Source organism: Nocardiopsis valliformis DSM 45023, from assembly GCF_000340985.1.
Taxonomy (GTDB): Bacteria; Actinomycetota; Actinomycetes; order Streptosporangiales; family Streptosporangiaceae; genus Nocardiopsis; species Nocardiopsis exhalans.
In genome coordinates this window covers 1-17,833 of sequence record NZ_ANAZ01000046.1, presented here as the reverse complement: position 1 = coordinate 17,833, position 17,833 = coordinate 1, and the positions used below count along the sequence as shown (strand labels likewise).

Sequence of the window (17,833 nt, the reverse complement as noted above, 5' to 3'; positions counted from 1 at the left end):
CTAGGTGTCAGTCCGCGGCGGCGCGGGTTCTGGTGCCGTAGTCGAAGGCTGACCAGAGGAGATCGGACAGGTCCTGGCTGGTGCCGGGGCTGTTCAGGATCTGGGGTACCACCGTGCGCAGGCCGCCGGGGGCCAGGGTGTCCATCGCTTTGCGCGCTGAGGGCGAGACATCGCTGAGCGCCTCCTCCGGGAGCGGGGCCCAGGCGGCCACTGCGGTGCTGGTCAGCCACAGTTCGTGCAGCAGTCCGTAGCCGAGCGCCCCCTCCAGACGTCGTCCGGGCGCGCTGGACAGCCAGCCGTCCAGTTCCCGGACCAGGTCGGCGTGGGGCACACCCGTCTCGGCCAGGGTCGTGCGCATGTGGGAGCGGTGGCCGGAGTGTCTGCGCCGGTCGGCGTCCCACACGGCCGCCGAGGCGCGTGCCCGGCGCCAGCTGACGAAGGGCACCAGGGGCGGGGCGCGCAGGACGCGGGTGTCGGGCGGGGGGTCGGTCTTGCGCCGAAGCAGGACCGAACGGCGCACCCCCATCCGGTGTCCGTTGCCGACCAGACTGAGATCGCCGTCGTGTTCCACCAGGTTGGGCACGGTGACCAGCGCCGCGCGTCCGGTGCGCTCCAGGAAGCGGGCCAGAGCCTCGTCGTCGGGCTCCTCCTCCTGGCCCTCGGGGCTCACGGCGGCCACCAGTTCGCGGGCTGTGGCGGCGGGCAGCAGGATCCCGACCGTGGGCACGTACTGGTCCACGCACTCGGCCAGCCCGTATCCGCCGAGGGTCGCCCATCGGGCCATCGTCGCGGTCGCCGACCCCCACTCGCAGAATAGGGTCAGCGGTTCCTTCGGATGGGCGCCGACCAGCGCGGTGAGCGCCTCGACCAGGCCCGGCCGGGGTTCGGCGTCGTCCTGCAGCACCAGGTGGTGGGTGGCCCACTCGGGCACGGCGGCCCAGGCGGCCAGCGAGGTGCGCAGGGTGGACGGCGGCCCCTCGGGGTGGGGGTCCACGACCACCGCCGGTGCGAGTTCGGGCAGGGACTCGGCCAGGCGGCGGGCGGCCTCGGCCCGGCGCGGGTGGGTCATCACCGCGCAGGAGATCTGCACGCTCGCGCTCACAGGGCCTCCTTCGGGGCGGGGCAGTGTTCGGCCCCGTACTCCAGAGCGGCCAGGGTCAGCCCGACCACCTCCGATCGGTGCTCCTCCAGGGCCGTGACGTCCACGCGGGTGCGCAGGGCGCCGGGCACCAGCGTGGCCAGCGCCCGTTCCACCACGGGCTCGCCCAGCCGCGCGCGCAACCCGCCGACCACCCCCGGCCAGCGGCCCTCCAGGACGGCCCCGTTGGCCACCGCCGTGTGCCACACCGAGGTCAGGTGCGGTTGCGGCAGCAGGGGCCGCAACGAATCCGCTCCGGTGCGGGCCGCCAGCGCGGCGGTCAGCCCCGAGGCCAGCCCCGCCTCGTCGGCGCCCCAGGACGCCAGGCCCCAGGCCAGCGACAGGTGTGCCTCGGGTACGTCGTTGTCCAGGTTGATCAGGGAGGGTACCCCGGTGATCCAGTTCAGGTGGGGGAGCGGCCGGGGCGGTTCCAGCACCGAGGTGTCGGGGGCCGCCACTGCTTCGGAGGCGAAGCACACCGAGAGCCGTGCCCCGTGCCCGGCGTTGCCGACCAGGCTGGGCAGCTCCCCGTGCTCCACCGGGTTGGGCACGGCGACCAGCGCGGACACCCCGGCGCGTCGGACGAACCGCAGTACCTCCCGGTCGTCGGGCTCGGCCGTCCGCCCCTCCTCGGCCAGGAAGCGGCCCAGTGCCACGGACAGCTCCGAGGGCAGTGCCAGGGCCACTGTGGGCACGTAGGGGTTGACCACCGGGACAGCGCCGGCCCCGGTGAACACCGCCCAGCGGGCCAGCGTGGCGGTGCGCGAACCCCACTCGACGAAGAAGGACACCGCCGCCTCCGGGTGGGCGCCCAGGTACCGCTGAACGGTCTGCGCGAAACCCTCGGCCGGTCGCGCGTCGTCCTGCAGGACCAGGTGGTGTGTGGTGTCGTATCGGGCGGCCGATCCGAAGGCCACCGTCGCGCTGCGCAGAGCGGTGGGCGGGCCATCCGGTTCGGGGTCCAGGGCCAGCCCGGCCAGGGGGAGGCCGGTGCGTTCGGCGACCCGTCCGGCCGAGTCGGAGCGGGAGGGGTGGGACATCACGGAGGCGGACACACGGATGCTCTGGGGGCTCTGGGGGGTGTGCATGTTTCCGATCCTAAGCTTTTGTTCCCCACAGAGCCGGTTGTCCACAGGCATGGGTCGGTGGGCCGAGAGCTCTCGGGCCCGGGCCGGTGCCCCGCCGTTCATCGGGGCCGGACACGCGAGCGCCCCCGCCCCGTCGGCTCGGGGTGGGGGCGCTCGAAGTCGCCCGGCGGGGATCAGCTGGTGGGCTGCTGGCGCTGCCCGGAACCGGAGCCCTGACCCCGGCCTTGCGCGGGTCCCTGCCCCTGCGCGGATCCATGTTCCGGGGATGCGGTGGGACGGGGCGCGGCGGTGGGCTTCTCGTGGGCGGCCTGGTAGCCGGCGCGGTAGCTCGACCGGTGGCTGGATTCCCGGGAGCTCTCGGGGTCCTCACCGCGGATCGCGGCGGGCCAAGCCGCGGTGAGGCCGTAGATGACCAGGACGTCGATCGCGATGACCACCACCGACCACAGCGGCATGGCGATGAGGAAGGCCAGCTGGGCGATGGCGTTCATGGCGGCCAGGACGATGGCGAAGGCACGGGCCCAGGCGCTGCCGGAGAGGATCGCCAGACCGGCGACGACCAGCACCACTCCCCACAGTCCGAGCAGGACGCCCCAGGCGCCGTATTCGAGGACGAGCATCTGGGTCTCGCTGGCGATGTAGAAATCGGGGGTGAACATCGCCGCCAGGCCCTGGATCACGTTAATCGCGCCGGTGACGATGAGCAGCGTTGAGACGAAGTACTGCCAACCGTTGGGCTGTGTCTGCATGGGTGCTCCTCTACCGGTCACCCGGGAGACCGACAGGTCTGACAGGGGTGACCTCTCGGGTGTCACGAGCAGGCGGATCCGTACGCCGCATCTTCATCATCAGGCACATGACGTAAGGGGCACGGCAGCGGTTCACCCGGATCCGGCAAAGCCCGTTCGTGTCCCCCTGGCGATTAGATGTCTGTTTTTACGTAAGAACGTATAATCATGTATCGTGGTTCCGTGTCAGAACCAAAGCCTGAACGAACCACCGCTGAACGCCTCGCCGACCTGGAGGCCCGGGTCGCCGAACTGGAACAGCGGGCCCGGCCGGCCGCCGCCCCCGCCGAGGCTGCCGAGACCGCCTACGGAGAGCGCTTCTTCGCCTTGGAGGCGCTCAAGGAGCGCGTCCCCGAGGACGGCATGGTGGTCTATGCCGGTGTCGTCCCCGTCGAGGGCGGCGAACCGCTCCAGTGGCAGTACGGCAGGACCGTCGGCGACATCGAGGGCCTTGACTGGTCCTCCCTGGCCGGGAACCTCGACGCCCTGGGCCACCCCGTCCGCCTCAGCCTCCTCCAGGCCGTCCACTCCGGCACCGCCACCGTCGCCGAACTCAAGGAACGCGCGGAGTTCGGCACCAGCGGTCAGATCTACCACCACATCAACCTGCTGGTCGCGGCGGGTTGGCTGGCCAACCGCAGACGCGGCCACTACGTCATCCCCCCGGAACGGCTGGTCCCCCTGATGGTGGTGCTCACCGCGGCGAAGGGCTGAGCTCAGGGACGGGACGAGGAGAGGAAACCATGCCCAGCAGCACACGGGCCATCAGCACACCGGCTAGGGTGAGCGCCGCCGTTGCGGCCGTTGCCGTCCTGGCCGCCGGGTTCGTCCTGCGACCGCAGCCCCCGACGCTGTCCCCGGACACCACCGGCGACGCCGAACTGGCCGAACGCGCCCGCCCCCTGCTGGAGGAGGGGCCGCGGGCCACCGCCGCCGTCGTGGAGGTCGACGACGGGCTGATCCGCGGCGCCTACTTCGGCTCGGACGAGACCACCCGCTACGAGATCGGTTCGGTCTCCAAGAGCCTGACCGGGCTGCTGCTGGCCGATGCCGTCGAGCGCGGGGAGGTCGCCGAGGACACCGAACTCGGCTCCCTGCTGGACCTGGGGGAGGCGCCCGCCGCCTCGGTCACCCTGGCGGAGCTGTCCGGTCATCAGTCGGGTCTGCCCGGCAACCCGCCCAAAGCACTGGACCGGATCGCCCAGGCCGTCAACCACACGCGCAACCGCCAGCCCTACACCGCCGAGGACGTCGACACCTTGGTCGGGATGGTCGCCGATGCCGAACTCTCCGGCCGGGGCGAGCACTCCTACTCCAACCTCGGCGCCGCCGCCCTCGGCCAGGCTCTGGCCGCCGCGGCCGGTACCGACTACCCCACCCTCGTCCGGGAGCGGATCCTGGACCCCCTGGACATGACCGACAGCCTCGTCCCCGCCACCCCCGAGGACGTGCCCCCGGAAGCCGCCACCGGGCACGCCAACAACGGCCGCCCGTTCGCCCCCATGGCCAACGCTGTCTGGGCGCCCTCGGGTGGGGTGTACTCCACCGGCGCGGACATGGGGCTCCTCGCCCTGGCCCTGCTGACCGGCGATGCCCCCGGAGCGGCGGCCATGGAACCACGCTGGGAGGACGAGGCCGGAGATGGCGTCGGGCTGGGCTGGTACGTCACCGACCACGATGGCACCGAGGTGACCTGGCACAACGGCATCACCGGCGGTTTCTACACCATCCTGGCCCTGGATCGCGAGGGCGAGCGCGCCGTGGTCATCCTGTCGGACACCCCCGCCGGCACGTACTCGGCCGCCGTCGACCTTCTGCTGGAGGAGGCATGATCGACCTGTTGCTTCCCGTCTTCAGCTGGGCGGTGCTGACCCTGTTCGCGGCGTTCCAGTCCTGGGAGCTGCTTCGGGACGGGCACAAGGCCGAGAAGCCGCGCGCCTTCCCCGACCGCTGGGGTGTGTTCGGCAGAGGCGCCCTGGTGCTCCTGTTCACCGTGATCCCGCTGTACTTCAACCAGTGGTTGGTGATCCCGGCGGCCCTGTGGTGGGTCAACATCGCCGTGCTCGCCGTGACCTTCGCTGTCGGGGCGGCCCGCTGGCGCAGCCTGCCCCGGAGCGCGGCGGACGAGGGCGCGCGCGGCCGTAGGCGCTGGGCCCTGTTCACCTCGGCCCTGACCGTCGCCTTCGTCCTCTTTTTTGCACTCTGAGTCCTGCTGTGGCGGCCACGGTGAGAGTGCTGTTCGAGGTCACCCAGTGGTCCGAAGAGTCGATCCCTCTTTCCCTCAACTTCGAAAGCCGCAAAGGGTCATTAATGACCCCGTTCGACAAAAACTGCCAATAGCTAAATATCATTCCAAAGCGGACTTTGGTTAAGGTGTTTCGCGGGTTTTCGTGCTGGCAGCATCCCTTCGTTGCGAGAAAGTACCCGTTTCTCTCGGGCGTGGACTAACGTAAAATCCACCCGCCCCGGAAAATTCCGCCGCAGGGATGCCCGGGTGTTCTCCCCTGCCCGTGAAACGGCGGGGGAGGCGTCAAACGGCTCCTCCATCCGCACGAAACGCCGCGAGGAATCCATTCATGGCAGTACACCTGTCCGACCGGAAACGGCCTCTTCCGCGCCCCGGCCAACAGGCACTCGTCGCTCTCCTGGTCACCTCCGCCCTGGTCGCCCCGGCCTGGTCCTGGACGGTGATCGAGAGCCCCGAGTCCGCCCGCCCGGTCATCGCCCTGGTCGGCGGTGTGGTCGGACTGCTGCTGTGCGCGGCCGTGGCCACCGCCGTCTACCAGGCGGCCGTCGCGCGTATCTCCCGCGCCCACAGCACCAGGGTCAGCGGCGGCGCCCGGACCCTGGAGGAGGAGGCGGGGTGGGTCGTGGACGCGCTCCTGCCCGCCCTCGCCCACGCCGCCCGTGAGGGGCGCCCGGTGAAGACCGTGCTCTCCGCACACCCCCGCCCCACCCACCCCACGGTCGACCGGCTCGCCCACGCCGTCGCCACCCAGGTCGCCGATGCCGAGCAGCGCTCCGCCGAGGACCGGGCGGCGCGCACGGAGATCGAGAACGAGGTCATCGATCTGGCGAACGCCGCCCTGCCGCTGATCGTGCACCGGGTGCGTCAGGACCGCACCATCGCCGTCGAGGTACTCAACCAGGAGTTCCAGAACGTCCACCCGCCCGTCGCCCACCTGCGCCGACGCGTGCTGGAGGAGATCCTGGCCGGGGAGCGCCGCTGCGCCACCGCGCTGGTCTCGGCGGCCAACTCCGGCGGGCGCATCCAGGCCCACCTGACCACCCTGCTCGCCCAGCTGCGCACCCTGGAGGACCGGTACGGCGACCGGCCCGACATCTTCCACGACCTCCTGGCGGTGGACCACAACGTCGCCCGCACCGGCCGCCTCGCGGACGCGTTCGTCGTCCTCGCCCAGGGGCGCTCCGGGCGCCGCTGGACCCGCCCCATCATCATGGAGAGCATCCTGCGCGGGGCTATGGGCCGGATCACCGCCTTCCGCCGCGTCCGCCTGCACTACACCAGCAAGGTGGCGGTGGTCGGCTACGCGGCCGAGGGGGTCATGCAGGCGCTTGCCGAGCTCATGGACAACGCCGCCAACTTCTCCGCCAACGGCACCGAGGTGCACGTCTACGTTCAGGAGGAGGACACCGGGGTCACCATCACGGTTGAGGACAGCGGGCTGGGCCTGCGTCACCGGGAACGCAGGATCGCCGAGAACCTCATCGCCGAACCCCGCACCCTGGCCACCCTCCCCGGCACCCGGATGGGGCTGGCGGTCGTGGGCTGCCTGGCGGACAAGTACGGCCTCACGGTGAGCTTCCGGCCCTCGGCCCGGGGCGGGATCGGGGTGGTCGTGCTCATCCCGCCCAACCTCATCACCGAACCACGTGTCCCCGAACGCCGTCCGCTCGCCGACGCCCCGCCCCCGGTCAGCGCGCCCCCGGTCAGCGCGCCCGCGGTCAGCGCGCCCGCGGTCAGCACGCCCGCGAATCCGGTGGAAGGCACCCCGGCGCGAAGGGTGCCGACGGCCCACACACCGCCCAACGGCACGCCCCGGCCCGCACCCCAGACCGGACCCCAGCCCCAGGTGTCGACGACCAGCGCGCCTCCGGTCGCGGACGCCCACAGCGGACCGAACCCGCCGCTCCAGGCTCCGACTAACCAGGGTCCGGCCGCACCCGCTTCGACCAACCAGGGTCCGGCCGAGCAGGAGCCGACGGAGAAGGGCGCCGGCCGTCCGCCCCTGGCCCGGCGCGACGCCGCCCGCCCCGCCCCCGCCCCCGCCCCCGCCGCCAGCGACGCGGAGCGGCCCGCCCAGCCGGTCAACCTGCCCCAGCGCCGTCGCGGGCACACCCTGGCCGAAGCGGTCCGGGAGAACCCCGAACAACTCTTCCCGACCCGGCGCCGTTCCTTCGACCCCCGGGCGCGGAACGAGGTCCCCACCCGGTTCGCCGCCTTCCGTGACGCCGGTGACGCCGACGGCGCACCCGAGGGGGACGGCCCGGACACCACCTGAGAGGACCGGCGTTGAGCATGGCCTCCACCACCATCAGGAAGGAGCAGGGCGTTTGCGCCCGGCCCTGAACGGCCGGATTCGCACGCCCGAACGATCGATGACGACCACGGACGCCGGCCTCGACTGGCTGTTGGAGAACCTACGGCACCGCACACCGGGCATCCGACACGTCCTGGTGCTGTCCCGGGACGGGCTCAAGATGTGCCACACCCGGGAGCTGGACATGGACCGGGCCGACCAGCTCGCCGCGATCTCCGCCGGGATCCAGAGCCTTTCCCTCAGCGCCTCCGCGGAGTTCGGCGACGCGACCGGATCGGGTCAGGCGATGCTGGAGTACGGCGGCGGGCTCCTGCTCATCGTCGGTGCGGGAGAGGGCGCGCACCTGGCCGTCATCGCCGGTTACGAGGCCGATGTCGGTGTGGTCGCCCACCATATGAACGAACTGGTCGAGCAGATCGGGGTGCACCTGACAGCCGGGCCCCGCCGAAGGCCCTACGAGGTGGACCCGTCCCGATGAACACGGACCCCCTCCCCAGCGGCGGCCCCGGTACCCACCCCTGCGACCCCCGCGGCGGCGACTCCCTCAAGACGGAGGCACCGGACCGGCTGTACACGGTCACCGGGGGGCGCGGTGACGCCGACGACCCCGCCCTGGACGCCGTCGCCCTCGTCGTCGCCGAGTCCGAACCGGCGCCCGACATGCAGTCCGAGCACGCCGCCATCCTCCGGCTGTGCCGCCGACCCGTCGCCGTGGTGGAGATCTCCGCGGAGCTAGGGCTCCCGGTGAGCGTCGTACGCATCCTCCTCGTCGACCTGCTGGACACCGGGGCGGTGACCGCCCGGCACCCGGTACCCGCCCCCTCCCGGCCCTCTTCCCCCCAGACCGGGCCACGGCACGACCCCGACACCCTGAAGCAGGTTCTCCTTGCCCTCCAACGCCTCTGAAGCCCCCGCCTCCGGAGTCCCAACCTCCGAAGTCCCGGCACAGACGGCAGCCACGGCCACCGGACGGCTGCCCCTCGCCAGCACCGCGAGCAACGCGCTCAAGATCGTCATCGTCGGCGGCTTCGGTGTGGGGAAGACGACCATGGTCGGTTCGGTCAGCGAGATGCGCCCGTTGAGCACCGAGGAAGTCATGACGCAGGCCAGTGCCGGGGTCGACGACCTCAGCGCGGTCCGGGACAAGCGCACCACCACGGCCGCGTTCGACTTCGGCCGGATCACCGTGGACGCCACCCGGGTCCTCTACCTCTTCGGCGCCCCCGGTCAGAAGCGCTTCTGGTTCCTGTGGGAGCAGCTCTTCACCGGCAGCCTCGGCGCGGTCGTCCTGGTGGACACCGCCCGGGTGGAGGAGTCCTGGTACGCCATCGACCGCCTCGAACACCACCGCACCCCGTTCATCGTCGCGGTCAACCGGTTCGCCCCGGGGCCGAACCTGGACGAGGTGCGCACCGCCCTGGACCTGTCCGACGACGTCCCCCTGCTGGAGTGCGACGCCCGCCGCCGCGAGTCCAGCCGCGACGTGCTCATCGCCCTCGTCCACCACCTGGCCAGGTACCGTCCGCCCACGTCCGCACCGGAGAGGTCATTGTGAACAACACCGTGGGAGCCCCCGGGGTGCAGGGGGAGGCCGTCCCCCCGGCCCGGGGGCCCGTGCCCCTGTCACCCGAGCACCAGCACGCCATGCGCTTCTACGGGCCCGACATCGCCCGGGATCCGGTGTCGCTGTACGAGGAGATGCGCCGCCGCTTCGGCCCGGTCGCCCCCATCCTCCTGGACGGCGACATCCCCGCGTGGTTCGTGCTCGGCTACCGGGAACTGCACCACGTCACCGGCCGCCCCGAGTGGTTTGCCCGGGACTGCCGCCGCTGGAACATGTGGGACCACATCGACGACGACTGGCCGCTCATGCCGTACGTGATGTGGACCCCCTCGGTGATGTTCGCCGAGGGCGCCGAACACCAGCGGCGGGCCGGGGCGATCGGCGACGCCCTCGACGCCACGGACCGAGCCGACCTGCGCGTGCTGTGCCAGCAGGTCGCCGACGGCCTCATCGACCAGTTCGCCGGGGACGGCGAGGCCGACCTGGTCAGCCAGTACGCCCACCACATCCCGGCGGGGGTGATCGCCCGACTGTACGGCCTGCCCGCGCAGGAGGTCCCCGACATGGTCCGGGACATCCTCATCTCCCTGGACGTCACCGCCGATGCGGGCGCGGCCCACCAGCGGGTCCAGGAGCGGATGCGACGGATCGTCAGTGAGCGGCGGTCCCACCCGCGCGACGACGTCCCCTCCCGGCTGCTCCTGCACCCGGCCGGGCTCACCGACGACGAGGTGGTCATTGACCTGCTGGTGATCATGTCGGCGGCCCAGGCGCCCACTGGCAACTGGATCGGCAACACGCTGCGGCTCATGCTGATGGACGACGACTTCTCCCTCACCCTGCAGGGCGGCCGCAGCAGCTCCGGCGAGGCGCTCAACGAGGTGCTGTGGAAGAACACCCCCACCCAGAACTTCATCGGCCGGTGGGCGGTGCAGGCCTGTGAGTTGGGCGGGCGCCACATCAAGCGGGGCGACCTGTTGGTGCTGGGACTGGCCGCGGCCAACTGCGACCCTCGGCTCAACACCGGTGACCTGGGCATCTACGGGACCAACCGGGCGCAGATGTCGTTCGGGCACGGGGAACACGGCTGTCCGTTCCCCGCGCCCGAGACAGCGGAGGTGATCGCCCGCACCGCCGTGGAGACCCTCCTCGACCGGCTGCCGGACGTGCGGATGGCGGTCCCCTCGGACCGGTTGCGGTGGCGGCCGTCGGTGTGGATGCGCGGACTGTACGAACTCCCCGCCCGGTTCAGTCCCATCGTCGGTCAGGGGCGCGGTATCGGCCAGGGGCGGCGGCTGGGTTAGCGCGGGTTCGGCTAGCGGGCTCCGCGCGGTCGCGGGACCGGGGAGAACTCCAACGGCAGCTCGCGCAGTCCGCGGGTGAACAGGCCCTGTTCGACCAGCTCGGCGCCCTCGGCCAGCTTCAGGTCGGGCATGGCGTCGAGCAGGTCGTTCACCGCCACCCGCACCTCGGCCTCGGCCAGCAGCGCCCCCACGCAGAAGTGCCGTCCCAGGGCGAAGGAGAGGTGTTCGGCGGCGGCGGAGAACGACGTGGTCTCCGAAAGCTCCGAGCGGTACAGGTCGAAGACCTCCGGTGCGTGGAAGCGGTCGGGGTCGCGGTTGGCCGCTCCGATCAGGCAGGTGACGGTGGCCCCGGCGGGCACCGTGCCGCCGCCGATCTCCACGTCCCGGGCGGCCTGGCGCATGATCATCTGCACCGGCGGGGTCAGCCGCAGCGACTCGGCGAAGGCGCGGGTGATCAGGGAGCGGTCCTCCCGGACCGCCGCGAGCTGGTCGGGGTGCGTGATCAGGTTGGCGAACAGGCTGGCCAGGGCCTTGTCCGTGGTCTCACCGCCGGCGGCCAGCAGGAGGCTGCAGAAGGCCTTGACCTCCTCGTCGGTCATCCGGGTGCCGTCGACCTCGGCCTGGCAGAGCTTGGAGAGCAGGTCGCCTGCGGGGTTCTCCCGGCGCTCGGCGATGATCGGCAGCAGGTAGTCCGCGAACTCGTCCCGGGTGCGCAGCCCGGCGGCGGCCACGTCGGGGTCCTGGCTGAGGTTGCCGAGGAAGGCGATGATCGCGCTGTACCAGTCGTGGAAGCGGTCGTGGTCGCTCTGGTCCAGGCCGAGCATGTCCACGATGACGTTGATCGGGAACCGGGTCGCGTACTCCGAGACCAGTTCGACCCGGCCCCGGAGGCGGAAGCCGTCGATCAGGGCGCGGCTGTTGCGCTCGATCACGGGCAGGAAGCGCTCCTGGAGTTCCCGGCCGCGGAAGGCGGGCGCGACCAGGGCCCGGCGGGTCGAGTGGTCGCGCCCGTCGAGCTGGAGGATGGTCCGCCCGTGGACCGGTTCCAGCTGCCATCCGTAGTTGTCCGTGGAGAAGGCGCCCTCCCGGTCCTGGAAGACCCGCCGCACGTCCTCGTACCGGGAGAGGACGTAGCTGGAGGTGGGCTCGTGCCAGAGCAGCGGGGAGTGTTCGCGGAGCAGGGAGTAGGCGCGGTAGGGGTCGGCGGCGAACTCGGGGGAGATCAGGTCCGGGGCCTTGCCGGTGCGGGTCACAGCGATCACGCTCCTGGTGGTTGACCGAGGAACCACAGTAGGTAGGCGTGCGGCCGCAGACCAGCTTCGGGCGCTCTGCGGGGCCGTATCCAGGCCGAAAGCGTGATACGTCCGGCTTTGCCGCCTCCGAGACGCCGTCCGTAGTCCTGGGATTCGGCCGACCGAGAGTGTGACGGATGGGGCCCGTGCCTGTCCGTGCCCGCGTGTCGGAGGGGCGGCGGGTGATGCCGGTGCCCGCCCGCGCCCGCGTGTCGGAGGTGTGGCGGCCGTGTGTTCGGGGCCAGCAGTCGAGTGCCGGATGCTCAGCTCGGGGCGGTCCTGGGGAATCCGGCTCGGCAGGGGTGTGGTGTCCTTAACCCCGCGTCTAGGGGTGTCCGTTGCTTCCCAAACCACCAAATCCCCGGTGATCTTGCTACCAGGAGCAAGTTCGGCGCCGAACTTGCTCCTGGTAGCAAGATCACCGGGAGGAAGGGGACCCAAAACCGCCCCGGGCACCCAGACGGACACGCTCACCCCCGCACCCCTCGCACCGGCCGACCCCGCCCCCGGCCTCCACCACCGCCGATGCCGCGCTCCCCGAGTCGGAAGGAGTCATCGCCTTCGTCACTGCGGGCCGCACCGCCGCTGCCCGCCGAACGGTGATCACGGCTCACAGACGATGACCGCCCCACCTGTGACGACCGGCCGATGCTCACGCAACCGTGGTCAGTGGATGAGTTCCCTCCAGTTGGCCGGGACCCGGTCGGCGGGTGCGGGAACCGGCTGGTCCTGGGGGTGTGAGGTCGGCGCCGCCAGTTCGGGGCCCTGGCCGACCTGTTTGGTTCGGAAGTCGTAGAACCACTTCTCGCCCGGCTCGAAGCTCTGGATGATCGGGTGGCCGGTGGACTCGAAGTGGCGGCTGCCGTGCTGGGCGGGCGAGGAATCGCAGCAGCCCACGTGTCCGCAGGCCGCGCACCGGCGCAGGTGCACCCACCAGCCGTCGCCCGCGAGGCACTCCTGGCAGCCGTCCCCGCTGGGCGGGGCGGTCGGGTCGATCTCGTCGCTCATGGACAGCACGCTACCCACCGGATCGGCAGCGGGGAGTGAACCACGCCCGGGGCCGACGCGCGGCTCTTGCGGCGCCCGGTGCACACGTCCGTGGTGACCGCCCGGTAACCTCGTCGCCGGTCGCACCGACCACCCTGGCAGACAATTTGGAAGGCACTCCCATGAGCGAGGAGCTGTCCGTACGCGTCGACGGTCACGTCGGTGTGCTGGAGATCCACCGCCCGCCGAACAACCACTTCGACCTTGACGTCCTCACCGAGCTGGCGGACACCGCCGAGGAGCTCGCAGCCGGGGGAACCCGTGTCCTCGTGCTCTGCTCGGAGGGCAAGAACTTCTGCGCCGGGGTGGACTTCGCCTCCGGTGGGGTGGGCGACACCCCGGTCCGCACCCTCAGCGCCATCTACGGTCAGGGGCTGCGGCTGTTCTCGCTGCCGGTCCCGGTGATCGCCGCCGTCCAGGGCGCGGCCGTCGGCGGCGGGCTCGGCCTGGCCTGCGCGGCCGACTTCCGGGTGGCCGCCCCCTCGTCCCGATTCCACGCCAACTTCGGCCTGCTGGGCCTGCACCAGGGCTTCGGTCTGAGCGCCTCACTGCCCCGGATCGTAGGGCAGCAGAAGGCCGCCGACATGCTCTACACGGCCCGCCGTGTCACCGGCACCGAGGCGCACGACATCGGCCTGGCCGACCTGCTGGTGGACGAGCCCCACCTGCGCGAGGAGGCGGTGCGCCAGGCGCACCGCATCGCCCTGTCCGCCCCGCTGGCGGTGCGCTCGATGAAGGCCACCATGCGCGCCGACCTGCTCGCCGAACTGCCCGCGGCCCTGGACCGGGAGATCATCGAACAGACCAAGCTGCTCGGCACGAAGGACAACGAGGCCGGGGTCACCGCCTCCCTCAACCGCACCAGGCCCACGTTCACGGGGGAGTGACCCCGCGAGGCCGGGTTCAGGGGCGGCGGTCGGAGTGGCCGAGAGGACGGTCCGGGGCGATCCGGTCCCGGACCAACTTCTTGATGTCGGCGGCGTCGGTGAACGCGGCGTCGCTCTTACGGGACCAGACGACCTCGCCGTCCACCCGCACCTCGAACACACCGCCGGTGCCGGGGACCAGCGCCACCTCGCCGAGTTCGGCCTCGAAGGTGGTGAGCAGCTCCTGCGCCATCCAGGTCGCGCGCGGCAGCCACTTGCAGCGCGTGCAGTACTCGATTTCCAGCCGTGGGGTTCTCACCTGTGCAGACACGCCCCCAGTATGCCGGGCACGGGTACGGCGCCGGTGCGCGCCCCGGTGGACTTCGTGTCCGGTGCGCCCTAGCGTGAGCGCGACCTCTGAAAGGAACCTCCACTGTGCAGACGTTCAACCTGCCCGGAACGGACATCGCGGCCCCGAACGTGGTGCTCGGCCTCATGCGCATCGCGGACATGAGCGACGACGAGATCCGTGCCCTGGTGCGCACCGCCCGGGACGCCGGTGTGGACTTCTTCGACCACGCCGACATCTACGGCGGCACCACACACCAGTGCGAGCGACGCTTCGCCGAGGCGATGCGCTTCGCCCCCGCCGAACGGGACGCCGTCACCCTCCAGACCAAGACCGGTATCGTCACCGGCCCGGAGGGGCCCTACTTCGACCACTCCTACGAGCACATCGTCGCGTCGGTCGAGGGTTCGCTGCGGGCGCTGGACACCGACTACGTCGACCTGCTGCTCCTGCACCGGCCGGACGCGCTCGTCGAACCCGAGGAGGTGGCGCGGGCCTTCGACGACCTGGAGGCCGCGGGCAAGGTGCGCGCGTTCGGGGTGTCCAACCACACGCCCCGCCAGATCGACCTGCTCCGCCGCCACGTGCGCCAGCCGATCGTGGTCAACCAGTTGCAGCTGTCGATCTCCCACGCGCCGATCATCGCCCAGGGGCTGGCGTCGAACATGGTCGACGAGCCGGGGTCGGTGACGCTCGACGGTGGCGGGGTCGTGGACTACTGCCGACTCCACGACATCACCGTCCAGGCGTGGTCGCCTTTGCAGGCCGGTTTCTTCGACGGGGTCTTCCTCGGCTCGGCCAAGTACCCGGAGCTCAACGCCGCCATCGACCGGATCGCCGACAAGTACGGTGTGCCGCCGATCGCCGTCGCCACCGCGTGGATCACCCGGCACCCGGCCCGCATGCAGGTCGTCCTCGGCACCACCACCCCCGAACGGGTGACCGGGGCGGCCCAGGGCTCGGACCTGCCGCTGACCCGCCCCGAGTGGTACGAACTGTTCCGAGCGGCGGGCCACCGTCTGCCCTGAGCCCGGACTCCGAACTCAGGGCTTGCGGGCGACCGCGCCGAACTCGTCCATGAACTGCGGCTCGCCGACCTCCGCGGGGGCGGGGCGCCACATCGGGATCGACACCAGACCGGGCTCCACCAGCTCCAGGCCCTCGAAGAACCGCTCGATCTCCTCGAGGGAGCGCAGGACGATGGGCACGGGGGAGGCCTCGTTCCACTGGCGCACAGCCTCCTCCATGGCCTCACCGGTGGCGGCGTTGGTGGAGTGCGTGATCACCACGTGGCTGCCGGCGGGCAGGGCCGCCACCAGCTCCCTGACGATGTCGTAGACCGACTCGTCGGGGATGTGGAAGAGCAGGCCGAGGAGGACGAGGCCGACCGGCCGGGAGAGGTCCAGGTGCTCGGCGGCCGCGCGCAGGATGACGGCCGGGTCCCGCAGGTCCGCGTCCACGTAGGCGGTGTGCCCCTCGGTGGTGCTGGTCAGCAGGGCCCGGGCGTGCGCCAGGACCAGCGGGTCGTTGTCGACGTACACGATCCGCGCGTCCGGGGCCGCCCGCTGGGCCACCTCGTGGGTGTTGTCCGCGGTGGGCAGCCCGGTGCCGATGTCCAGGAATTGGCGGATTCCCTGCTCCTCGACCAGGTACCGCACCGCGCGCTGGAGGAAGGCCCGGTTCTGCACGGCCATCTCACCGATCATCGGCAGTACCGACAGGATCTGGTCACCCATGGCGCGGTCCGCCGGGTAGTTGTCCTTGCCGCCCAACCAGTAGTTGTAGATGCGGGCCGAGTGCGGTTCGGCGGTGTTCAGGGCGTCGTGGGGGGTGTACGACATGTGTGCCTCTCGTTGTGGTCCGCGCCCAGAATAGGGCGCGGGTCCGCGTGGTCAGCGAACCGCTGAGCGGCTACATCCGCTGGGAGCGCGCCGCCACCCGGTTCAATGACGAGGCCGGGGAGGACATCCGCTGGCTCCCCCGCCACCACCCGGCGGTCGAGCAGTACGTCCGGGCCTTCGACCTGTGCGGGCAGAGCGCCAGCTACGGGCCGGAGGCCCGCGCCCTGATCCTGCGCGCGATCGATTCCCTGGGCGGAGAACAGGCAGGCGTATTAGCATCTATCCACCCGTGCCCGACCATCACCGGTTCCTCCCGTATAGTCGCGCATTCCGCTTTCACTCGCTCTGACCGCTCCCTCATCTGGCTCTGCGAACAGAAGCGACGCCCCCCACCTCTGGAGCGCCCGTGTTCATCACCGCCATCTTGTACGGCAAGCACGACGACAACTCCACCGCAGACGGACACAAGCCCGACCGACCCGTCTCTCCGCCCACACCCGACGACGGCGGGTCCGGCGGAGGCAAGCACGAGAGGGACGACAAGCAGTGATCCCTCCACACGAGAAGCTGGTCGCCTTCCTTGTGCAGGCGGGCGACCTGCCCCAGCACTGGCGGACCGCGTTCGAACAGGTCGAACGGCACCGCTTCCTCCCCGACCGGTTCACCGACCCGGACGGGGCCACCGTGGACCGAGCGAGGGAGGAGGATCGTTGGTTCACGCTGGCCTACGACGACATCCCGGTCATCACCCAACTCGACGACGGCGCCGCGGACGGCCCGGGGTACCCGACCAGCTCAGCCTGCCAACCCTCGATCGTGGCCGACATGCTCCGCCGACTGGACGTGTTCCCCGGCATGCGGGTCTTGGAGGTCGGGACCGGGACCGGATACAACGCGGCCCTCCTGTCTCACCTGCTCGGTGACAGTGAGGTGACCAGCATCGAGGTCGACGTCGAGCTGGCAGAACTGGCTCGGATCCGGTTGATGTCGGCCGGGTTCACACCCCTGATCGTCACCGGGGACGGCACCCAGGGCTGGCCCGCCCGGGCCCCTTTCGATCGGGTGATCAGCACCGCCGCCGTCCAACGCGTTCCCTACCACTGGGTAGCCCAGACCAGGCCGGGCGGGAAGATCCTCACCCCCTGGGGCAATGCCTTCCACAACGGGGTGCTGGCCGACCTCCAGGTCGGCCCGGACGGCACGGCGTGCGGGCACTTCGGCGGTGGCGTGGCCTTCATGTGGGTGCGTCACCAGCGTGTGCCCAGGCGGGTCGTCGAGACCTACGTCCACCCCGAGCAACAAGGGTTCGAGAGAACGCGCACGAAGCTGCATCCGTATGAGCCGATCGGCGACTTCGACGCGAGCTTCGCCATCGGGCTGCGCATGCCCGGCGTGCTGAACCGGGTGGAGTTCGCGGAGGGCGAGGAGCAGCGGTTCACGGTGTACTTGGTTGACCCCGAAACGGCCTCCTGGGCGTCCTGGCACATGGCCCCGGACCACCAGGGGTCCGGTTACGAGGTCCGCCAACACGGCCCACGACAGCTGTTCGCCGAGCTGGCGGCCGCCTACCGGTGGTGGCGACGGGAAAGCCGCCCCGAACACACCCGGTTCGGTCTGACTGTGTCGGCCGAGCGCCAACTGATCTGGCTGGACAGCGAAACCAACCCCGTCGCCGCCACTTCCTGAACCCAGGCTCCATCGCTGTGGTCGGGGCGCCTTGTCAACGAGATCCACATGGACGCCGTTTCCGCGGAGTTCCCCGGGCTCGCGCGGGTCAAGCAGCAGTTCGGGGATGACTTCTGACGGCACCGGCCGTGCCGAGCCCGTCCGGTCTCACGGAGAAGGCAGCGGCACGGCGGTGGCCGACAGAATCACCAGAGTTCGAGCAGTGACGGGAAGAGGCGGTCCAGGGTTTCGGCGTCGGGGACTTCGGCCAGGCCGGTGGAGGAGGCCACCCAGTAGGAGCCGGTGGTGGGTCGGGCCGAGGCGCGGTA

At 71.1% G+C, this 17,833-nt stretch carries 19 protein-coding genes and 1 pseudogene; 13 read left to right on the top strand and 7 right to left on the bottom strand.

Translation table 11 applies throughout. From position 1 onward, the window contains the following. Positions 1 to 7: 7 nt before the first annotated feature. The 3 genes from D457_RS0128575 to D457_RS33665 all read right to left on the bottom strand — a co-directional run bounded on the left by D457_RS0128575 (position 8) and on the right by D457_RS33665 (position 2,975). Positions 8 to 1,102 (bottom strand): hypothetical protein, encoded by a 1,095-nt coding sequence (locus tag D457_RS0128575; RefSeq protein ID WP_017584094.1) that lies wholly within the window; start codon positions 1,100 to 1,102, stop codon positions 8 to 10. Beyond that, entirely contained in the window at positions 1,099 to 2,226 is a 1,128-nt protein-coding gene (locus tag D457_RS0128570; RefSeq protein ID WP_017584093.1) for a hypothetical protein, read from the bottom strand. The genes D457_RS0128575 and D457_RS0128570 overlap by 4 nt, the downstream gene beginning before the upstream one ends. A 173-nt stretch (positions 2,227 to 2,399) precedes the next feature. After that, entirely contained in the window at positions 2,400 to 2,975 is a 576-nt protein-coding gene (locus tag D457_RS33665; protein ID WP_017584092.1) for a DUF7144 family membrane protein, read from the bottom strand. A 207-nt stretch (positions 2,976 to 3,182) separates the two neighbouring features. On the opposite strand from D457_RS33665, the gene D457_RS0128560 reads away from it, so the two are divergent. The 8 genes from D457_RS0128560 (at position 3,183) to D457_RS0128525 (ending at position 10,444) form a co-directional block, all read left to right on the top strand. Then, a complete protein-coding gene (locus D457_RS0128560; RefSeq protein WP_017584091.1) occupies positions 3,183 to 3,728 on the top strand; it encodes an ArsR/SmtB family transcription factor in 546 nt (181 codons plus the stop codon). A gap of 29 nt (positions 3,729 to 3,757) precedes the next feature. Continuing rightward, positions 3,758 to 4,846: a serine hydrolase domain-containing protein gene (locus D457_RS0128555; protein WP_017584090.1), complete on the top strand. Its 1,089-nt coding sequence runs from the start codon at positions 3,758 to 3,760 to the stop codon at positions 4,844 to 4,846. Then, the gene (locus D457_RS0128550; protein WP_017584089.1) at positions 4,843 to 5,220 is read left to right on the top strand and encodes a hypothetical protein; all 378 of its coding nucleotides are present in this window, start codon (positions 4,843 to 4,845) and stop codon (positions 5,218 to 5,220) included. Before D457_RS0128555 ends, D457_RS0128550 begins: the two co-directional genes overlap by 4 nt. A gap of 370 nt (positions 5,221 to 5,590) precedes the next feature. Next, entirely contained in the window at positions 5,591 to 7,537 is a 1,947-nt protein-coding gene (locus D457_RS33660; protein ID WP_039832002.1) for a sensor histidine kinase, read from the top strand. Between the two features lie 97 nt (positions 7,538 to 7,634). Beyond that, positions 7,635 to 8,054: a roadblock/LC7 domain-containing protein gene (locus D457_RS0128540; protein WP_017584088.1), complete on the top strand. Its 420-nt coding sequence runs from the start codon at positions 7,635 to 7,637 to the stop codon at positions 8,052 to 8,054. Then, positions 8,051 to 8,482 (top strand): DUF742 domain-containing protein, encoded by a 432-nt coding sequence (locus D457_RS0128535; RefSeq protein WP_017584087.1) that lies wholly within the window; start codon positions 8,051 to 8,053, stop codon positions 8,480 to 8,482. Before D457_RS0128540 ends, D457_RS0128535 begins: the two co-directional genes overlap by 4 nt. Next, complete coding sequence (locus tag D457_RS0128530; protein WP_017584086.1) at positions 8,463 to 9,131, top strand: GTP-binding protein; 669 nt, start codon at positions 8,463 to 8,465, stop codon at positions 9,129 to 9,131. The genes D457_RS0128535 and D457_RS0128530 overlap by 20 nt, the downstream gene beginning before the upstream one ends. After that, positions 9,128 to 10,444, top strand: coding sequence for a cytochrome P450 (locus tag D457_RS0128525; protein WP_017584085.1), 1,317 nt, complete (start codon positions 9,128 to 9,130; stop codon positions 10,442 to 10,444). Before D457_RS0128530 ends, D457_RS0128525 begins: the two co-directional genes overlap by 4 nt. Before the next feature lie 11 nt (positions 10,445 to 10,455). On the opposite strand, the gene D457_RS0128520 is transcribed toward D457_RS0128525, so the two are convergent. Continuing rightward, positions 10,456 to 11,697, bottom strand: coding sequence for a cytochrome P450 (locus D457_RS0128520; protein ID WP_017584084.1), 1,242 nt, complete (start codon positions 11,695 to 11,697; stop codon positions 10,456 to 10,458). Positions 11,698 to 12,402: 705 nt separating this feature from the next. Next, positions 12,403 to 12,744, bottom strand: a complete 342-nt coding sequence (locus D457_RS0128515; protein ID WP_026117124.1) for a UBP-type zinc finger domain-containing protein — start codon at positions 12,742 to 12,744, stop codon at positions 12,403 to 12,405. 161 nt (positions 12,745 to 12,905) lie between these two features. On the opposite strand from D457_RS0128515, the gene D457_RS0128510 reads away from it, so the two are divergent. Continuing rightward, positions 12,906 to 13,670 carry an enoyl-CoA hydratase/isomerase family protein gene (locus D457_RS0128510; RefSeq protein ID WP_017584082.1) on the top strand — a complete coding sequence of 255 codons (765 nt, stop codon included), beginning with the start codon at positions 12,906 to 12,908 and terminating at the stop codon, positions 13,668 to 13,670. Between the two features lie 16 nt (positions 13,671 to 13,686). On the opposite strand, the gene D457_RS0128505 is transcribed toward D457_RS0128510, so the two are convergent. Beyond that, on the bottom strand, positions 13,687 to 13,968 hold the full coding sequence (locus D457_RS0128505; RefSeq protein ID WP_017584081.1) for a SelT/SelW/SelH family protein: 282 nt from the start codon (positions 13,966 to 13,968) through the stop codon (positions 13,687 to 13,689). Between the two features lie 116 nt (positions 13,969 to 14,084). Here D457_RS0128505 and D457_RS0128500 point away from each other — a divergent pair, with 116 nt between their 5' ends. Continuing rightward, positions 14,085 to 15,026 (top strand): aldo/keto reductase, encoded by a 942-nt coding sequence (locus tag D457_RS0128500; RefSeq protein WP_017584080.1) that lies wholly within the window; start codon positions 14,085 to 14,087, stop codon positions 15,024 to 15,026. Between the two features lie 15 nt (positions 15,027 to 15,041). Here the strand turns inward: D457_RS0128500 and D457_RS0128495 are convergent, their stop codons facing one another. Continuing rightward, positions 15,042 to 15,839 carry an SAM-dependent methyltransferase gene (locus D457_RS0128495; RefSeq protein WP_017584079.1) on the bottom strand — a complete coding sequence of 266 codons (798 nt, stop codon included), beginning with the start codon at positions 15,837 to 15,839 and terminating at the stop codon, positions 15,042 to 15,044. 2 nt (positions 15,840 to 15,841) lie between these two features. On the opposite strand from D457_RS0128495, the pseudogene D457_RS37755 reads away from it, so the two are divergent. The 3 genes and pseudogenes from D457_RS37755 to D457_RS0128485 all read left to right on the top strand — a co-directional run. Continuing rightward, positions 15,842 to 15,988: pseudogene (locus D457_RS37755) on the top strand (DUF6879 family protein); the annotation flags it as partial. A 257-nt stretch (positions 15,989 to 16,245) separates the two neighbouring features. Continuing rightward, entirely contained in the window at positions 16,246 to 16,389 is a 144-nt protein-coding gene (locus tag D457_RS36285) for a hypothetical protein (RefSeq protein WP_017584078.1), read from the top strand. Further along, the gene (locus D457_RS0128485) at positions 16,386 to 17,525 is read left to right on the top strand and encodes a methyltransferase domain-containing protein (protein WP_017584077.1); all 1,140 of its coding nucleotides are present in this window, start codon (positions 16,386 to 16,388) and stop codon (positions 17,523 to 17,525) included. Before D457_RS36285 ends, D457_RS0128485 begins: the two co-directional genes overlap by 4 nt. The last annotated feature ends 308 nt before the right edge of the window (positions 17,526 to 17,833 follow it).